The organism is Aquabacterium sp., from assembly GCF_041915145.1.
Classification (GTDB): Bacteria; Pseudomonadota; Gammaproteobacteria; order Burkholderiales; family Burkholderiaceae_C; genus Aquabacterium.
Map to the genome: position 1 here is coordinate 35,889 of NZ_JAYSBZ010000013.1, position 18,779 is coordinate 54,667.

Sequence of the window (18,779 nt, forward strand, 5' to 3'; positions counted from 1 at the left end):
GTGGTGGCGGTGGTGAGGGCGCGTCGCGCTCGGGTGCCACGCCGGGCCGGCGTCAGCGCAAGGCCGCCATGCCGGCGGTGCGCTACGCCAGCAGCCCGCTGCTCGCGTCGGTCACGCCGCCGTGGCGTTCGAAATTCCTGGTGGGGGCCATCGGGCTGGGCTTTTGCGTGCTGCTGGGTCGCGCCGTCTTCGTGCAGATCGTCGCCACCGACTTCTATCTGAAGCAGGGCGAGAGCCGCTACGCCCGCACGCTCGAATTGCCCGCCAACCGCGGCCGCATCATCGACCGCAACGGCATGATCCTGGCCTCCAGCGTGCCGACGCCGTCGGTCTGGGTGATCCCGAAGGACTTCGAGGCCAGCCCGCAGGAGCGCAAGCAGTTGGCCAAGCTCCTGGGTCTGTCGGCGGCCGACCTCGGCAAGCGGCTCGACGAGAACCCCAATTTCGTGTGGCTGCGACGGCAGGTGGATGAAGACGTCGGCAAGCAGGTGGCCGCGCTCAAGCTCAAGGGCGTGCACCAGATCAACGAATACAAGCGCCAGTACCCCGAGAGCGAGGCGGCGGCGCATCTGGTGGGCTTCACCAACATCGAGGACAACGGGCAGGAAGGCATCGAGCTGGCCTTCCAGAAGGAGTTGTCGGGTCGCAACGGCAAGCGCCAGGTCATCAAGGATCGTCTGGGCCACACCGTCGACGATCTCGGCGAAGGCGTGCAGCCCGTCGATGGGCGCGACATCGAGTTGTCGATCGACTCGCGCGTGCAGTTCTTCGCCTACCAGAAGATCCGCGATGCCGTCGCCGAGAACAAGGCCAAGGCCGGCAGCGTGGTGGTGCTCGACGTGCGGACCGGCGAGGTGCTGGCGCTGGCCAACGTGCCGAGCTACACGCCCGAGGATCGCCGCAACCTCACCGGCCAGCAGCTGCGCAACCGCGCGCTCACCGACACCTTCGAGCCCGGCTCGACGATGAAGCCCTTCGTGATCGGCCTCGCGCTCGAAACCGGCCGCGTCAAGCCCGACACCGTGATCCAGACGGCGCCCGGCCACATCAACATCACCGGCTCCACGATCACCGATTCGCACCCGCACGGCCCGCTGACGGTGGCCGAGGTGATCCAGAAATCGAGCAACGTCGGCACGGTGAAGATCGCCCTGACGATGCAGCCGCGCGAGATGTGGGAAGTCTTCTCGGGCATCGGCCTGGGCCAGCGCCCGCAGCTGTCCTTCCCGGGCGCGGCGGGCGGTCGTCTGCGCCCCTACAAAAGCTGGCGGCCAATCGAGCAGGCCACCATGAGCTATGGCTACGGCTTGTCGGCGTCGCTGTTCCAGCTGGCGCATGCCTACACCGTGTGGGCGCGTGACGGCGAACTGATCCCGGTGACCCTCATCAAGCACGCCGAGCCGTTGCCCGGCGACTCGCCGGGTGTGCCGGGCGTCAAGATCTTCTCGCCCAAGACGGCGATCGAGGTGCGCCACATGCTGCAGATGGTGACCGGCGATGGCGGCACGGCGCCCAAGGCACAGGCGGTGGGCTATTCGACCGGCGGCAAGACCGGCACCGCGAACAAGCAAGAAGGCAAGGGTTACGCGGCCAAGAAGTACCGCTCCTGGTTTGTCGGCATCGCGCCCATCGAGCATCCGCGCATCGTCGTGGCCGTGATGGTGGACGAGCCCAGCGCCGGCAAGTATTTTGGTGGCGACGTGGCCGCCCCGGTGTTCGCCGACGTGGTGCAGCAGACCCTGGGCACGCTGGGCGTGCAGCCCGATATCGCCGTGCGCCCGCGCATCGTGGTCAAGGCCGAAGAGGAGAGCTTCTGATGCTCACCACCTTGCCCCACGCTCAAGCCGCGCTCGACTTCCTGCGCGCCCGAGGCGCCAGCGGCCTGGCGAGCGACACGCGTCGCCTGCAAGCCGGCGATGCCTTCATCGCCTGGCCCGGTTTGGCGGTGGACCCGCGCCGCTACGTGAGCGCGGCGCTGGCGGCAGGCGCGTCGGCCTGCCTGGTCGATGCCGAGGGGGTCGAGGCCTATGCCTTCGACGACGCGCGCATTGCCGCGCTGCCGGGTCTCAAGGCGGCCACCGGCGAGATCGCTCACCGCTACACGGGCGAGCCCAGCGAGCAGCTCGACGTGATCGCGGTCACCGGCACCAATGGCAAGACCTCGACCGCCTGGTGGACGGCGCAGGCGCTGACCGCGTTGGGGCGACGTTGCGGTCTGATCGGCACGCTCGGCGAAGGGCTGCCGTTTCATGCTGACGGCTCCGCCGCCGGCGTGACGCCGACCGGCTTCACCACGCCCGACCCGGTCACCTTGCACACGGCCTTGCGTCGCTTCGCCGACCAGGGCGCGCAGGCTTGCGCGCTCGAGGCATCGAGCATCGGCATCGACGAGCACCGCATGGCCGGCCTGCGCGTGGCCGTGGCCCAGTTCACCAACTTCACGCAAGACCATCTCGACTACCACGGCAGCATGGCGGCCTACTGGCAAGCCAAGCGCGCCTTGTTCGATTGGCACGGCCTGCGCGCGGCGGTCATCAACATCGACGACGAATACGGTGCCAGCCTGGCCGCCGAGTTGCTGGCCGACGAACTGCGCGGCGCGGGCCTGAGCGTGTGGACCACCAGTCTGCACAAGCCCGCTTGCCTGCGCGCCACCAACCTGCGCTACGAAGCCGACGGCATGGCGTTCGACCTGATCGAGGGCGAGCATCGCCTCGCCTTGCGCACGCCGCTGGTGGGCGAGTTCAACGTATCGAACGTGCTGGCCGTGGTCGGCGCGGTGCGCGCCCTGGGCGCCTCGCTCGAGCAGGCCGCGGCGATCTGCGCGCGGCTGGTGCCGGTGCCGGGCCGCATGCAATGCCTGGGTGGCGCGCCGGGGCAGCCGCTGGCCGTGGTCGATTACGCCCACACCCCCGATGCGCTCGACAAGGCTCTGCGCGCCCTGCGTCCGCTGGCCCAGGCGCGCGGCGGCAAGCTGTGGGTGGTGTTCGGTTGCGGCGGCAACCGCGATGCCACCAAGCGCCCGTTGATGGGGGGCATCGCCCAACAACAGGCCGACCGGGTCGTGCTGACCAGCGACAACCCGCGCGACGAGCCGCCGGCCTTCGTCCTGGCGCAGATCCTGGCCGGCGTGGCGGGGCACGACGAGGTCGATGTGATCGAAGACCGTGCCGAGGCCATTCGCCAGGCGCTGCACGAGGCAGCGTCGCAAGACGTGGTGCTGATCGCCGGCAAGGGCCACGAAACCACGCAGGAAGTGGCGGGCGTCAAGACGCCGTTCGCCGATGCAGAACACGCGCAAGCCGCATTGAGCAGGAGGCTCGCAGCATGATGACCTTGAGTCTGGCCCACCAGTTGTTGCCGGGCAGCACCTTGCTGCATGGCGGCCTCAGTGCCTTCGAGGCGGGCCACACCGTGATCGGGCGCGTGCACACCGACACTCGCAGCTTGCAGTCGGGCGATCTCTTCCTGGCGCTCCAGGGCGAGCGCTTCGACGCGCACGACTTTCTGCCGCAGGCCCGGGCCGCCGGCGCGGTGGCCGTGATCGGCTCGCGCGGCGTGGCCGAGTGCGGTTTGCCCGGTCTGCTGGTGGACGACACGCGCGAAGCGCTGGGCGAGCTGGCGCACAACTGGCGCGGCCGCTTCGAGATCCCGCTCATCGCGGTCACGGGCAGCAATGGCAAGACCACGGTGACGCAGATGATCGCGTCCATCCTGCGGGCCTGGGCGGGCGACGCGGCTCATGCCACGCAGGGCAATTTCAACAACGACATCGGCGTGCCGCTCACACTGCTGGGCCTGCGGCAAGACGCGGCGCACGCGCACCGCTGCGCGGTGGTCGAGCTGGGCATGAACCACCCCGGCGAGATTGCCGAGCTGGCTCGCCTGGCCATGCCCACCGTGGCGCTGGTCAACAACGCGCAGCGCGAGCATCAAGAATTCATGGCGTCGGTCGAGGCCGTGGCGCGTGAAAACGGCGCCGCCATCGAAGCGCTGGGCGACGAGGGCACGGCCGTCTTTCCGGCGGACGACGACTACACCGCCCTGTGGCGCGAGCTGGCGGGGCATCGTCGCGTGCTGACGTTCTCGGATCGCGATGATTCCGGTCATGCCGATGTGCGTGGCGCCGGCACCTGGCTGGGCGATCACTGGCAGGTGCGTGTCGCCACGCCCGACGAAGAGCTGCACTTCACCCTGGCCATCGCCGGTGCCCACAACGTGCGCAACGCTCTGGCGGCGGTGGCATGCGCCGTGGCCGCCGGCGTGCCGTTCGAGGCCATCGAGCGCGGCTTGACGGCCTTCGCGCCGGTCAAGGGGCGGTCGCAGGTGCGCGGCATCGCGCTGGGCGGGCGGGGCGTGACCTTGGTGGACGACAGTTACAACGCCAACCCCGACTCGGTGCGCGCCGCCATCGACATGCTGGCGCATTTGCCCGGCCCGCGCTGGCTGGTGTTGGGCGACATGGGCGAGGTCGGCACGCAAGGCCCGGCCTTCCATGCCGAGGTGGGCGCCTATGCCCGCGAGCGGGGCATCGAACACCTGTGGGTCGCGGGCGAGCTGTGTGCCCACGCGGCGCAGTCCTATGGCGAGGCCGCCCGGCGGTTTGCCAGCGCGGCCGACATCGCGCTGGCCCTGCAACAAGCAGGCGCGGCCCGGCCCGAGGCAGCGTCCATCCTGGTCAAGGGTTCACGCTTCATGAAGATGGAACAAGTGGTCGCCGCGCTGCAGGCGCTGGCCGACGCCGCTCCGGCGGGAGGCTCGCATGCTGCTTAGTCTGGCCTCGTGGCTGCAGTCGATCCACCCCGAGTGGGGCTTCTTGCGCGTGTTCCAGTATTTGATGTTCCGCTCGGTGATGGCGTCCATGACGGCACTGCTCATCGGGCTGGTGCTGGGCCCGCTGGTGATCCGCAAGCTCACCGAGCTCAAGATCGGCCAGCCGATCCGCGAGTACGGCATTCAAGAGCATCTCGCCAAGCGCGGCACGCCGACGATGGGGGGCGTGCTCATTCTGCTGGCGATCGCCTTGTCCACGCTGTTGTGGTTCGACTGGTCGAACCGCTTCGTGTGGATCGTCATGATCGTCACCACCGGCTTCGGCGCGATCGGCTGGGTGGACGATTGGCGCAAGGTCGTCAAGAAGGATCCCGAGGGCATGCGCTCGCGCGAGAAGTATTTCTGGCAATCGGTGATCGGTCTGGTCGCGGCGCTCTACCTGGCGTTCTCGGTGTCCGAGACGTCGAACATCCGCGTGCTGGAGCTGTTCTTCCGCTGGGTGCAGTCGGGCTTTTCGAACGACCTGCCGCCCAAGGCCGACCTGATCGTGCCCTTCTTCAAGACGATCAGCTACCCGCTGGGCGTGTTCGGCTTCATCTTCCTGACCTACGTGGTGATCGTCGGCAGCAGCAACGCCGTCAACCTGACCGACGGGCTCGACGGCCTGGCCATCATGCCGGTGGTGATGGTGGGCACGGTGCTGGGCATCTTTGCCTACCTCACGGGCAACACGGTGTACGCGCACTATCTGTTCTTGCCGCACATCCCCGGCGCGGGTGAGCTGCTGGTGTTCTGCGCGGCGATGGGCGGCGCGGGGCTGGCCTTCTTGTGGTTCAACGCCTACCCGGCCGAGGTGTTCATGGGCGACGTCGGCGCGCTGGCGCTGGGCGGCGCTTTAGGCACCATCGCCGTGATCGTGCGCCAAGAAATCGTGCTCGCCATCATGGGCGGCGTCTTCGTGCTCGAAGCGCTGTCGGTGATGGTGCAGGTGGGCTACTTCAAGTACACGAAGAAGAAGTTCGGCGAAGGTCGCCGCATCCTGTTGATGGCGCCGCTGCACCACCACTTCGAGAAGTCCGGCTGGAAGGAAACGCAGGTCGTGGTGCGCTTCTGGATCATCACCATGCTGCTGTGCCTGATCGGCCTGTCCACCCTGAAATTGCGTTGACCGAATCGAGATGAACTACCTCAATGGCCTCACCGTGCTGATCCTGGGTCTGGGTGACTCGGGCTTGGCCATGGCGCGCTGGTGTGCGCGCTGTGGGGCCAACGTGCGCGTGGCCGACACGCGCCAGGCGCCGCCGCAGGCTGCGCAGCTTGCGCAAGACGTGCCCGCCGCCACGCTGCACCACGGGCTGGACGCGAGCCTGCTTGACGGCGTGAACCTCGTGCTCAAGAGCCCGGGCCTGGCGCCGAACGATGCCAACGTGCAGCCGCTGCTGGCGCGTGCCGACGAGCTCGGCCTGCCGGTGCGCGGTGAGCTGAGCCTGTTCGCCTCGGCCCTGGCCGACCTGAAGGCCGAGCGCGGCTACGCGCCCAAGGTGCTGGCGATCACCGGCACCAACGGCAAGACCACGACGACCTCGCTGACCGCGCAACTGGCCGAGCGTGCCGGCAAGCGCGTCGGCCTGGCCGGCAACATCGGCCCGACCCTGCTCGACACCTTGGCGGCCGCGCTGGACGCCGAGCCGGTGCGCGAGCCGACGGGTGAGTTCGAGCCCGAGGCCGAGCCGGTCGAAGAGGCCGACGTCGAGGTCGATGTGCCGCACGTGCCCGACAACACCGATGTGCAACCCGGCACCGAGGGCGGCAGCCAATGGGTGAACGAAGGCGAGGGCGACGAACTGGCCGACGATCTGGTCGATGACTACGGCGATGTCGCTCCGACCTTGCCGGCCCCGATCGAAGACGTGCCACTCGCCCCGACCGGTGACGTGGCCGACGAAGCCGAATCTCCGCTCGTGCTGGCGCCGCCCGCGCCGCGCGAGCCGGTGTTCGAGGTGCTGCCCGAGGTGTGGGTGCTGGAGCTGTCGAGCTTCCAGCTTGACGGCGTGACCAACTTCGAGCCCAGCGCGGCCACGGTGCTCAACATCACGCAAGACCACCTCGACTGGCACGGCTCGATGCAAGCCTATGGCGAGGCCAAGGCGCGCATCTTCGGCAAGGACGGCGTGCTGGTCATCAACCGCGATGACGACCGCGTCGAGGCGCTGGTGCCGCCGCCGCAAGTCATCAAGGCCGCGGTCAAGGGGCGCCCGAGCAAGACCGTGCACCGCAAGGTGGTGCGCTTCGGGCTCGACGCGCCGCAAGCCCCGGGCGATTTCGGGCTGGTGCACGAAGGCGGCCTGGCCTGGCTGGTGCGCGCCATGGAGTCCGACCCGGCCATCAAGCGCAAGCGCGGCGAGGCCGAAGACGAGCTCATCATCCAGCGCCTGATGCCGGCCGATGCGCTGCGCATTCGCGGGCGCCACAACGCATCGAACGCCCTGGCCGCGCTGGCGCTGGCCACGGCCATCGGCCTGCCGCTCGCACCCATGTTGCATGGCTTGCGCGAATACCGCGGCGAGCCCCATCGCGTCGAGCACGTGGCCACGGTGGGCAGCGTCGACGCCTACGACGACAGCAAGGGCACCAACGTGGGTGCCACGGTGGCGGCGCTCAATGGCCTGGGCGCCGACATTGCGCCGAGCAAGTTGGTGATCATTCTGGGTGGCGACGGCAAGGGGCAGGACTTCGCTCCGTTGGCCGCACCCGTGGCGCGCTTTGTACGCGCAGTGGCGCTCATCGGTCGTGATGCGCCGGCTCTTGACGAGGCTTTGCGTGCCGAGGTCGAGGCCGCTGGCCTGCCGATGCAGCGTCACGACACCCTGGAGGCCGCCACGCGCTGGGCCTACGAGCAAGCCCGCGCGGGTGACGCCGTGCTGCTCAGCCCGGCCTGTGCCAGCCTCGACATGTTTCGCAACTACGCGCACCGCGCGCAGGTGTTCATCGACACCGTGCACGCCATCGCGGCCGACCGTGGGGAGATGCTGGCATGAGCCAAGCCGCCGCCGTCGCCTCGCCGTCGATCGTGGCGCGCCTGCTGGCGCGGTTGCGTCGCAGCGCGCCCGACGAAGCCACGGGCGGCGCGGTGCCGGTGCGCGACTGGGTCAGCGTGTCGTCGGGTCAACCGGCGCGCCTGTCGGGCTTCGACCAGGGCGTGGTCTGGGTCACCATCGGCTTGCTGTTGATGGGCCTGGTGATGGTGTATTCGGCATCCATCGCGATGCCCGACAACCCCCGGTTCGCGCTCTACAAGCCCACGCATTTCCTGTCGCGGCACGTGTTCTCGCTGCTGCTGGCCGCGCTGGCCGGGTTCGTGACCGTGCGTGTGCCGATGCGCTGGTGGGAGAGCATTGCCCCGTGGCTTTTCGTGGTCGTGCTGCTGATGCTGGTGGCGGTGCTGATTCCGCACGTCGGCAAGGGCGTCAACGGTGCCAAGCGCTGGATCCCGCTGGGCGTGCTGAACTTCCAGCCGTCCGAGCTGGCCAAGCTGGCCATCGCGCTGTACGCGTCCAACTACATGGTTCGCAAGATGGACGTGAAGGAGCATTTCTTCCGCGCCGTCATGCCGATGGCCATCGCGGTGGGCATCGTCGGCCTGCTGCTGCTGGCCGAGCCGGACATGGGCGCCTTCATGGTGATCGCGGCCATCGCGATGGGCATCCTGTTTCTCGGTGGCGTGAACGGCCGCATGTTCCTGCTGATGACGGCGGTGCTGCTCGGCTCGTTCGCGCTGATGATCACCTTCAGCGAATTCCGCCGCCAGCGCATCTTCGCCTACCTCAACCCGTGGGACGAGAAATACGCCATGGGCAAGGCCTACCAGCTCACGCACTCGCTGATCGCCTTCGGGCGCGGCGAGGTGTTCGGGCAGGGCCTGGGCTCGAGCTTGGAGAAGCTGCACTACCTGCCCGAGGCGCACACCGACTTCCTGCTCGCCGTGATCGGCGAAGAGCTCGGCTTCGCCGGCGTCGCGCTGGTGATCTTTGCCTTCTTCTACCTGACCCGCAAGTGCTTCCACATCGGTCGGCAGGCGGTGGCGCTGGACCGCGTGTTCTCCGGCCTGGTGGCGCAAGGCGTGGGCATCTGGATGGGCTGGCAAGCCTTCATCAACATGGGCGTGAACCTCGGCGTACTGCCCACCAAGGGCCTGACGCTGCCGCTGATGAGCTACGGCGGCTCGGCCATCCTGCTCAACGTGGTGGCGCTGGCGATCGTGGTGCGAGTGGACATTGAAAACAGACAACTCATGCGCGGAGGCCGTGCATGAGTAGGCTGTTTCACCAGAATCGACAGCACGGCGCGCAGCGACGTGTGGCTGCGCAGCAGTCATTGATGAGAGGGGGGCGCGCATGAGCCGTCACCTCGTCATCATGGCGGCCGGTACCGGCGGCCACATCATGCCGGGCCTGGCCGTGGCGCAAGAGATGCAGCGCCGTGGCTGGTCGGTAAGCTGGCTGGGCACCACGCACGGCATGGAAAACCGCCTCGTGCCGCCCAGCGGCATCCCGCTCGACGCCATCGACTTCAGCGGCGTGCGCGGCAAGGGCCTGGCGCACACCGTGGCGGGCGCCTTCAAGCTGCTGCGCGCCTTCGGCAGTTGCTGGCGCATCCTGCGTCAACGCGGCGCCGATGCCGTGCTGGGCATGGGCGGCTACGTGTGCTTCCCTGGTGGCCTGGTGACCGCGCTGCGTCGCAAGCCGCTGGTGCTGGTCAATGCCGACGCCGCCCCGCTCATGAGCAACCGTGCGCTGCTGCCGTTCGCTGATCGCATCGCGTTCGGTTTTGACGGCCCGGCGGCACGCGGCATGTCGGGCGCCGTCGTCACCGGCAACCCGGTGCGCGCCGAGATCGAGGCCATCGCCGCGCCGGCCGAGCGCCTCGCGGGGCGTCGTGGCCCGTTGCGCGTGCTGGTGGTGGGCGGCAGTCTGGGCGCGCAGGTGCTCAACGCCACCGTGCCGCAAGCCCTGGCTCGCATCGCGCCGGAGCAGCGTCCGCTGGTCACGCATCAAACCGGCACGGCCAACCTCGACAGCGTGCAGGCGGCCTATACCGCCGCGGGCGTCGAGGCCGAGATCGTGCCGTTCATTGACAACATGGCGCAGCGCCTGAGCGAAGCCGACCTGGTGGTGTGCCGCGCCGGCGCCATCACCGTGAGCGAGTTGTGCGCGGCAGGCGTGCCCAGCGTGCTGGTTCCGCTGGTGGTGAGCACCACCGCGCACCAACGCGACAACGCCGAGTACATGGCCCGACATGGCGCGGCGCTGCACTTGCCGCAAAACGAATTGAGCCCGCAAGCCCTGGCCGAGTGCTTCACGGGTTTGCCCCGCAGCGAGTTGCTGGCGATGGCCGAGCGCGCGCGCGACTTGGCGCGCCCCAAGGCCGCAGCGGCCGTGGCCGACGAGATCGAGTATTTGATGAACGCCAACAACCAGAGGGCGGACGCATGAAGCACGCCGTCAAACACATCCACTTCGTGGGCATCGGGGGCTCGGGCATGTCGGGCATCGCCGAGGTGCTGCTCACGCTGGGCTACACCATCTCGGGCTCCGACCAGGCCGAGAGCGCGACCACCCGTCGCTTGGCCAGCCTGGGCGCGAAGGTGTTCGTGGGCCACGAGGCTGCGCACATCAACGGCGCCGACGCGCTGGTCACCTCCACTGCCGTGAAGGGCGACAACCCCGAGGTCATCGCCGCGCGCGCCAAGCGGGTGCCGGTGGTGCCGCGCGCCGTGATGCTGGCCGAGCTGATGCGCCTGCGTCGCGGCATCGCCATCGCCGGCACGCACGGCAAGACCACCACCACCTCGCTGGCCGCGAGCGTGCTGCACGAGGCCGGGCTCGACCCGACCTTCGTGATCGGCGGGCGCCTCAACAGCGCCGGCGCCAACTCGCGCCTGGGTTCGGGCGAGTACATCGTCGTCGAGGCCGACGAGTCCGACGCGTCCTTCCTCAACCTGCTGCCCATGCTGTCGGTCGTCACCAACATCGACGCCGACCACATGGACACCTACGGGCACGACTTCGCCAAGCTCAAGCAGGCGTTTGTCGACTTTCTGCACCGCATGCCGTTCTACGGCGCGGCCATTCTGTGTGCCGACGACCCCGGCGTGCGCTCCATCGTGCCGCTGATCTCGCGCCCGGTCGTCACCTACGGCTTCGGCGACGACGCGCAAGTGCGTGCCGTCAACGTCGAGGCGTTGCCGGGCGGGCAGATGAAGTTCACCGCCCAGCGTCGCAACGGCGTGGTGCTGCCTGACATGGAGGTGACGCTCAATCTGCCCGGCCGTCACAACGTGCTCAACGCGCTGGCGGTGATCGCGGTGGCCACCGAGATCGAGCTGCCGGACGAGCCCATCGTGCGCGCCCTGGCCGAGTTCAAGGGCGTGGGCCGCCGCTTCCAGCGCTGGGGCGAGCTGCCCGCCAAGTCGGGCGGCACCTTCACGCTGATCGACGACTACGGGCATCACCCGGTCGAGATGGCGGCGGTGATCGCGGCGGCGCGCGGCGCCTTCCCGGGGCAGCGCGTGGTGCTGGCCTTCCAGCCGCACCGCTACACCCGCACGCGCGACTGCTTTGAGGACTTCGTCAAGGTGCTGGGCACGGCCGATGCCGTGTTGCTCGCCGAGGTCTATGCCGCCGGCGAGGCGCCGATCGTCGCTGCCGATGGCCGCGCCCTGACGCGCGCCTTGCGCGTGGACGGCAAGGTCGAGCCGGTGTTCGTGGACGACATCGCCGAGATGCCGCAAGCCATCGTCAACCACGCACAGAGCGGCGACGTGGTGATCTGCATGGGCGCGGGTTCGATTGGCGGCGTGCCCGCCAAGGTGCTGGAGTTGAGTGGAAAGAGTGGAGGTGCCGCATGAGCATCGATGTGAAGAACCTGGGCAAGGTGGCCGTGCTGTTCGGGGGCGACTCGGCCGAGCGCGAGATTTCGTTGATGTCGGGCTCGGGCGTGCTCCAGGCCCTGCAATCGCGCGGCGTGGACGCGCACGCCTTCGACCCCGCCGAGCGCGATCTGGCCGATCTCAAGCGCGATGGCTTTGCCCGCTGCTTCATCGCCCTGCATGGCCGACGCGGCGAAGACGGTGCCGTGCAAGGTGCGCTCGAATTGCTGCGCATTCCGTACACCGGCTCGGGCGTGATGGCCTCCGCCATCGCGATGGACAAGATCATGACCAAGCGCATCTGGCGCTTCGAAGGCTTGCCCACGCCCGATTGGCGCATCGCCCACAGCGCGGCCGATTGCGAAGCCGCGCTGGCGGCACTCGGCGCGCCGATGATCATCAAGGCCGCGCACGAGGGTTCGAGCATCGGGCTGACCAAGGTGACCGACGCCTCGCAATGCCGCGCCGCGTTCGAGGCCGCCGCCCAATACGACAGCGCCGTGCTGTGCGAGCAGTTCATCGAGGGCGACGAAACCACCTGCCCGGTGCTGGGTGAAGGCGATGGCGCGCACGCGCTGCCGGTCATCCAGATCAAGGCGCCCGAAGGCAAGTACGACTACCAGAACAAGTACTTCACCGACGACACGAAGTACCTGTGCCCGAGCGAATTGCCGGCCGGCGAAGAAACCGAGATCCAGCAGATGGTGGTGCGCGCCTACCGCACGCTGGGCTGCCGCGGCTGGGCGCGCGCCGACGTGATGATCCGCGCCTCCGACCGCCAGCCCTTCCTGCTCGAGATCAACACCTCGCCCGGCATGACCGGCCATTCGCTGGTGCCGATGTCGGCCAAGGTGGCGGGCATCAGCTACGACGAGCTGTGCGTGCGCCTGCTGGCCGCCGCAACGCTCGACGAAACCCTGGCCAAGAAGGCCTGAGCACGACCATGAGCGCCGCCTACCCCATGAACCACACGGCTGAGCAGTCGTTCGACGTTCGCGCGTTGAACGCGAGCGCCAGCGTGCTGTTCTTCGTGGCGGGCGCGGTGTTCGTGGCGCTGGCGCTGGCCGCGCTGGCGCGCCTGCCGATCTTCACGATCCGCGCCGTGCAGGTCGATGGCGAGGTGGCGCGCAACAGCGCCACCACCATCCGCGCCAACGCGCTCACCAAGCTGGCCGGCAACTTCTTCAGCATCAATCTGGCGCACACGCGGCAGGCTTTCGAGTCGGTGCCCTGGGTGCGCCACGCCACCGTGCGGCGCGTGTGGCCCAACAGCCTGGCCGTGACGCTCGAAGAGCATCACGCCGTGGCCTACTGGCATCGCGACGAGGGCGACGATCAATTGGTGAACCAGCAAGGCGAAGTCTTCGTGGCCAACCTCGGCGACGTGGAGGACGACAACCTCGCGACCTTGCAAGGACCTGACGGCACGTCGGCGCAGATGCTGTCGTTGCTGCGGCGTCTCGATGGCGCGCTGGATCCGCTGCAGGTGCATGTCGATACGTTGCGGTTGAGCGAACGCGGTTCGTGGTCGGCCACGCTCGACGATGGGGCGACGCTCGAACTGGGGCGTGGCACCGAGGCCGAGTTGTTGGCGCGCGTGCAGCGCTACGCAGCGACGATCGCGCAAGTCGTTTCGCACTATCACGGCCCGGTCGAGTCGGTCGATTTGCGCTACGCGCAGGGCTACGCGCTGCGGGTTCGTGGGGTAACCACCTTGCCCGCCGGAGCCTCCGCGCCCGTGAATAAAACACATAATCACCACTGAGCAAGCTCATGGCAAAAGAATACAAAGATCTCGTTGTCGGACTCGACATCGGCACTGCCAAAGTGATGGCAGTCGTGGCCGAGGTGATGCCGTCCGGCGAGTTGCGCGTGGCGGGCTTGGGCGTGGCATCGAGCCATGGCTTGAAGCGCGGCGTGGTGGTCAACATCGACGCCACGGTGCAGTCGATTCAGCAAGCGCTCAAAGAGGCCGAGATGATGGCCGACTGCAAGATCAGTCGCGTCTACACCGGCATCACCGGCAGCCACATCCGCGGCCAGAACAGCACCGGCATGGTGATCGTGCGCGACAAAGAGGTCAGCCCGGTCGACGTGAGTCGCGTGGTCGAAACCGCCAAGGCCATCAACATCCCGAACGACCAGCGCCTGCTGCTCGTCGAGCCGCAAGAATTCGTGATCGACGGCCACGAAGTCAAAGAGCCGATCGGCATGAGCGGTGGCCGCCTCGAAGTCAAGGTGCACATCGTCACCGGCGCGCAAAGCGCGGCCGAGAACATCGTGAAGTGCGTGCGCCGCTGCGGCCTCGAGGTCGAGCAGCTCGTGCTCAACCCGAGCGCGTCGAGCGCCTCGGTGCTGACCGACGACGAGCGCGATCTCGGCGTGGCGCTGGTCGACATCGGCGCCGGCACCACCGACGTCGCGATCTTCACCGGCGGCGCGATCCGCCACACGGCCGTCATCCCCATCGCGGGCGACCTCATCACCAGCGACATCGCGATGGCGTTGCGCACGCCCACCAAAGATGCCGAAGAGATCAAGGTCGATTTCGGCGTGGCCAAGCAGCTGCTGGCCGACCCCAATGAGCAAGTCGAAGTGCCCGGCCTGGGCGACCGCGTGCCGCGCATGCTGAGCCGCCAGGCGCTGGCCGGCGTGATCGAGCCGCGCGTCGAAGAAATCTTCTCGCTGGTGCACCAGGTGATTCGCGAGAGCGGCTACGAAGAGCTGCTGTCCAGCGGCATCGTGCTGACCGGCGGCGCGGCGGTGATGCCCGGCATGGTCGAGTTGGGTGAAGACATCTTCCTGAAGCCGGTGCGCAAGGGCGTGCCGACGTATTCAGGCGCACTGTTTGACATGGTGGCCAACCCGCGGTCGGCCACCGTGATGGGCTTGCTCGAAGAAGCAAGGATGGCGCGCACGCGCGGCATCAAAGCGGCACAACAGGCTGGTTCGGTCCAGACCTTGTTCGGTCGCGTGAAAGACTGGTTCATTGGCAACTTCTGACGAAGTGAACCGCAACGTAATCAATTGGCAACTGCTTGACGACAACGGAGGTTTGACATGGCAATCGAGATGATCGAGGACTTCAATCAGGGTACCCAGATCAAGGTGATCGGGGTGGGCGGCGGCGGCGGCAACGCGGTCGATCACATGATCGAGCAAGGCGTGCAGGGCGTGCAGTTCATCTGCGCCAACACCGACGCGCAAGCGCTCGGTCGCTCGAGCGCCGAGGTGCAGCTGCAACTGGGCAACAGCGGTCTGGGCGCCGGCTCGAAACCCGAGGCCGGTCGTGGCGCGGCCGAAGAGGCGGTGGATCAGATCCGCGCGTCGCTCGAGGGCTCGCACATGGTCTTCATCACCGCCGGCATGGGTGGTGGCACCGGCACGGGCGCTGCACCGGTGATCGCGCGCGTGGCCAAGGAAATGGGCATCCTGACCGTGGGCGTGGTGACCAAGCCGTTCGAGTTCGAGGGCAACCGCCGCATGAAGCAGGCCGACGTGGGCCTGGCCGAACTCGAAGCCAATGTCGACTCGTTGATCGTCGTGCTCAACGAAAAGCTGCTCGAAGTGCTGGGTGACGACATCACTCAAGAAGAAGCCTTCAAGCAGGCCAACGACGTGCTGAAGAACGCCGTGGGCGGCATCAGCGACATCATCCACATCCCGGGCCTGGTGAACGTCGACTTTGAAGACGTCAAGACCGTGATGAGCGAGCCGGGCAAGGCCATGATGGGCACGGCCACCGCCGGCGGCCCGGACCGCGCCACCAAGGCCGCCGAGGCTGCCGTGGCTTGCCCGCTGTTGGAGGGCATCGACCTGTCGGGCGCGCGCGGCGTGCTGGTGCTGATTGCAGCCGGCAAGAGCACCTTCAAGCTGAGCGAGAGCCGCAACGCGATGAACACCATCCGCCGCTACGCCGCCGAAGACGCGCACGTGATCTACGGCACCGCGTACGACGAATCGCTGGGCGACCAGCTGCGCGTCACCGTGATCGCCACCGGCCTGACCCCGGCCAAGCGCGCCGCCGCGCCGATCAGCGTGGTGCACAGCGCTCCGGTGCAACGCACGGGCACGGACAACATCCCCATCCTGAGCAACCCGGTGGCGCCGGGCTTCGGTGCGCCGCAGACGCACGACTACAGCGGCCTGAACACGCCCAGCGTGTGGCGCAGTGGTCGCACGCAGGCGGCCGCCAAGGTCGACGCGCTGGCCAGCAACGGGATGGACGAGATCGAGATCCCGGCGTTCTTGCGCAAGCAGGCCGACTGAGGCCTGAGTTGACCGCCGGGTGACTCGGCCCGGCGGCCTTCGTTTCTTGTCGTCGTCAGTGAGATGCGGCCGAGGCAGTGCCAGCCTCGGCCGCGTGACGTATTTCCAGGGCCAGGGTCAGGGCGCCCACCAGTTCTTCGAGGGCCAGCGGCTTGCGCAGCACCGCGATGCCGCATTCGTGGGCGCGCTCGGCAATCGTCGGGTCCAGGTCGCCGGTGATCAGCACGGCCGGCAAGCCCAGACCGAATTCGTGCCGCACTTGCGCAATGGCGTCCAGGCCGTCTTGTTGCAGGCCGAGCCGGTAGTCGCACAGCACCGCGCAGGGCCACCCCTCGTTTTCTGCCACCTGCTGGATCACGCTGCCGGGCGTATCGCCCACCAGGCAGGGCCAGCCTTCCACCGTGAGCACGGTGTGCACCGCGTCGCGCACGTCGGCCTCGTCGTCGATGAACAGCACCGGGCGATGCGCCGGCGGAAGCGGCAGGGCGGCGTGCGTTGAGTCACGCGCCGTCAGCGCCGGGTCGTCGGTGTCGAGGCCGAGGTCGTCTGACTCGCAAGGCGCGCGCCCGAGCGGCACGACCAACATGAGGCACGAGCCGCGGCCGGGACGCGACCGCACGGCCAGCCGGTAGCCGCCGCCTTGTGCCAGCCGACGCACCAACCCGAGGCCGAGACCCAGGCCGTCGCGCAGCCGCCGCGCCGGATTGCTGACCTGGTAGTAGTCGTCGAAGATGCGGGCCCGGTCGGCGGGCGCGATGCCGATGCCGCTGTCCCACACCTGCAGCACCAGGTGCGGGCCGCGTTGCCGCGCGCGCAGCAGCACGCCGCCCGAGGGGGTGTAGCGCAGGGCGTTGTCGAGCAGATTGCGCAGGATGCGCTGCACGAACAGTGCGTCGGCCATGATCCAGGCCGGCGTGGGGCGGGCCTCCCAGTGCAGATGACGCTGCTCGCACAGCAGGCCGAATTCGTTGTCGAGGGTGTCGAAGATCTCCTGCACCGAGCAGGGCCCGGGGCGGTGCTGCAGCTTGTTGGCTTCGACGCGGGCGATGTCGAACAGCTGCTCGAAGATCACCCGCAAGGCGCCCACGGCCGCCGACATGCGCTCGGCCAGGTCGTGTTGCGGCAGGCCGCGCTGGCTTTGTTCCATCAGGCCCGACAGCAACGACAGGCTGTGCAGCGGCTGGCGCAGGTCGTGGCTGGCGGCCGCGATGAACTCGCTCTTCTGCCGGTTGGCCTGCTCGGCCTCGTCGCGCGCCAGCCGCACCTTGTGGACCTCTTCGGTGAGCTCGCGCGCCAGCCGCTCGTTGTGGATGCGCAGCCGCGCGGCGTCCATCAGGCGGGTTTCAAGCACGCGGCCGACGATCAGGCAGGTGACCATCGACAGCACCAGGATCAGGACGATGTAGCCGTTGCCGTCGCTCGGGTCGGTGAGCAGCCGCGTGACCAGGATCAGCAGGATGGGCAGGTTGCCGCAGGCCGCCACGGCCCAGTCGTCGGTGGTGAAGAACATCGCCGTGTAGGCGAACACGATCAGCCCGGTGAGCAGCAGCAGGTGCCACTGCGGCGCCAGGGCGCCCCACAGAATCGCCCCCAGCCAGCCCCAGCCGATGCTTTGCGTGACCTCGCGCAGCAGCGTCACGCCGCGCCACAGCGGGTAGTTGGACACGGTCAGGGCGATGCGCCGCAGCCGCCACAGCGAGAGGCTGCCCCAGGCCCAGGTGCCGAGCAGCAGCGCCACCGGGCCGCCCCACTCGGCGGGCGTCAGCGCGGTCTGGGCGATGACGCGGCTCATGGCGAGCAGCGCGATCAGCTGGCCGGGGATCGACCAGATGTCGATCTGCCAGTGGTTGCGCAGGTTTTCGAGGTAGATCGCCTGGTCGATCTCGGGCCGGTTGTGGATCGACAGCCGCGCCCGCAGGGGCGACCAGAGCAGGCGCGGGGCGGACACGGTGGGGCGTCCGGGCTCAGTGCGTTTGCGGCGCGGTCGAGTCGTCTTGCCCCGCGCACACCAACAGCAGTTGCACGCGGTTGGCCACGCCGTAGGAGCGCAGGATGGCGCTGACGTGCAGCTTCACGGTTTCGGCGCTGATGCCGAGCTCTTGCGCGATCAGCGTGTTGGTCAGCCCTTGCAGCAGCAGGTGCAGCACCTCGTGCTGGCGCGGCGTGAGGCTGATCGCGGCCACCGGTTGCACGCCGGTCGGCGCGCCTTCGCGCTGCTGGGCCTGCGCCAGCAGATCGCGCGGGAAGTAGGTGCCGCCCGAGGCCAGCGTCTGCAGGCCGCGCACGAAGTGGTCGATGCTGCCCATCTTGGGGATGAACGCGCAGGCGCCTTCGTGCAGGCAGGCCAGGGCCAGGTCGAGATCGTTGTTGGCCGACACCACCGCCACGCGGGCCATGGGCGCGGCGGCGCGCAGGGTCTTGAGCGTCTGGATGCCGTCGCTGTCGCCGAGGTTGAGGTCGAGCACCACGGTGTCGAACGACGCGCCCGGCTCCGCCAGCAGCTTGTTGGCTTCGTGCAGCGACGCCGCATGCGACAGATGGGCATGCGGCCAGGTGTTGGTGACGACGCGCACGATGCCTTCGCGCACCAGCGCGTGATCGTCGACGATCAGGTAGCTGGTGGAGAGGCGGGGCTTGAATACCGGGGGATTCATGCGGGTGACGGCGGAGAACGTCTGAAAAAGGGGGGCTGCGCCGCCTGCCGGCTGATCCGGCGGGCGTCAACGCGCGATTGTGGCGGACTCCCCCACAAGGGGGCAAGCAACAAAAAAGAGGCCCGCGGGCCTCTTGGTGGTGAGGGGCGCGGTCG

General features: G+C 68.3%; 14 protein-coding genes. 12 read left to right on the plus strand and 2 right to left on the minus strand.

The genetic code is table 11. From position 1 onward, the window contains the following. Positions 1-68: 68 nt before the first annotated feature. The 12 genes from ACE3SS_RS04220 (at position 69) to ftsZ (ending at position 15,970) form a co-directional block, all read left to right on the plus strand. A complete protein-coding gene (locus ACE3SS_RS04220; RefSeq protein ID WP_374591704.1) occupies positions 69-1,817 on the plus strand; it encodes a peptidoglycan D,D-transpeptidase FtsI family protein in 1,749 nt (582 codons plus the stop codon). Next, positions 1,817-3,331, plus strand: coding sequence for a UDP-N-acetylmuramoyl-L-alanyl-D-glutamate--2,6-diaminopimelate ligase (locus ACE3SS_RS04225; protein ID WP_374591674.1), 1,515 nt, complete (start codon positions 1,817-1,819; stop codon positions 3,329-3,331). The genes ACE3SS_RS04220 and ACE3SS_RS04225 overlap by 1 nt, the downstream gene beginning before the upstream one ends. After that, a complete protein-coding gene (gene murF, locus ACE3SS_RS04230; protein ID WP_374591676.1) occupies positions 3,328-4,773 on the plus strand; it encodes a UDP-N-acetylmuramoyl-tripeptide--D-alanyl-D-alanine ligase in 1,446 nt (481 codons plus the stop codon). The genes ACE3SS_RS04225 and murF overlap by 4 nt, the downstream gene beginning before the upstream one ends. Further along, positions 4,763-5,941, plus strand: a complete 1,179-nt coding sequence (gene mraY / locus ACE3SS_RS04235; RefSeq protein ID WP_374591678.1) for a phospho-N-acetylmuramoyl-pentapeptide-transferase — start codon at positions 4,763-4,765, stop codon at positions 5,939-5,941. The genes murF and mraY overlap by 11 nt, the downstream gene beginning before the upstream one ends. A gap of 10 nt (positions 5,942-5,951) precedes the next feature. Further along, positions 5,952-7,811, plus strand: a complete 1,860-nt coding sequence (gene murD, locus ACE3SS_RS04240; protein ID WP_374591680.1) for a UDP-N-acetylmuramoyl-L-alanine--D-glutamate ligase — start codon at positions 5,952-5,954, stop codon at positions 7,809-7,811. Next, positions 7,808-9,085: a putative lipid II flippase FtsW gene (gene ftsW, locus ACE3SS_RS04245; protein WP_374591682.1), complete on the plus strand. Its 1,278-nt coding sequence runs from the start codon at positions 7,808-7,810 to the stop codon at positions 9,083-9,085. Before murD ends, ftsW begins: the two co-directional genes overlap by 4 nt. Positions 9,086-9,167: 82 nt before the next feature. Next, positions 9,168-10,265 (plus strand): undecaprenyldiphospho-muramoylpentapeptide beta-N-acetylglucosaminyltransferase, encoded by a 1,098-nt coding sequence (gene murG / locus ACE3SS_RS04250; RefSeq protein WP_374591684.1) that lies wholly within the window; start codon positions 9,168-9,170, stop codon positions 10,263-10,265. Further along, complete coding sequence (gene murC, locus ACE3SS_RS04255) at positions 10,262-11,680, plus strand: UDP-N-acetylmuramate--L-alanine ligase (RefSeq protein ID WP_374591686.1); 1,419 nt, start codon at positions 10,262-10,264, stop codon at positions 11,678-11,680. Before murG ends, murC begins: the two co-directional genes overlap by 4 nt. Beyond that, positions 11,677-12,636, plus strand: coding sequence for a D-alanine--D-alanine ligase (locus ACE3SS_RS04260; RefSeq protein ID WP_374591688.1), 960 nt, complete (start codon positions 11,677-11,679; stop codon positions 12,634-12,636). The genes murC and ACE3SS_RS04260 overlap by 4 nt, the downstream gene beginning before the upstream one ends. Positions 12,637-12,644: 8 nt before the next feature. Beyond that, a complete protein-coding gene (locus tag ACE3SS_RS04265) occupies positions 12,645-13,466 on the plus strand; it encodes a cell division protein FtsQ/DivIB (protein WP_374591690.1) in 822 nt (273 codons plus the stop codon). An 8-nt stretch (positions 13,467-13,474) separates the two neighbouring features. Next, entirely contained in the window at positions 13,475-14,704 is a 1,230-nt protein-coding gene (ftsA, locus tag ACE3SS_RS04270; RefSeq protein WP_374591692.1) for a cell division protein FtsA, read from the plus strand. Positions 14,705-14,761: 57 nt separating this feature from the next. Further along, complete coding sequence (ftsZ, locus tag ACE3SS_RS04275) at positions 14,762-15,970, plus strand: cell division protein FtsZ (RefSeq protein WP_374591694.1); 1,209 nt, start codon at positions 14,762-14,764, stop codon at positions 15,968-15,970. 55 nt (positions 15,971-16,025) lie between these two features. Here ftsZ and ACE3SS_RS04280 read toward each other — a convergent pair whose 3' ends face one another. Continuing rightward, on the minus strand, positions 16,026-17,918 hold the full coding sequence (locus ACE3SS_RS04280; protein WP_374591696.1) for an ATP-binding protein: 1,893 nt from the start codon (positions 17,916-17,918) through the stop codon (positions 16,026-16,028). 16 nt (positions 17,919-17,934) lie between these two features. Then, positions 17,935-18,624 carry a response regulator gene (locus ACE3SS_RS04285; protein ID WP_374591698.1) on the minus strand — a complete coding sequence of 230 codons (690 nt, stop codon included), beginning with the start codon at positions 18,622-18,624 and terminating at the stop codon, positions 17,935-17,937. Between the last annotated feature and the right edge of the window lie 155 nt (positions 18,625-18,779).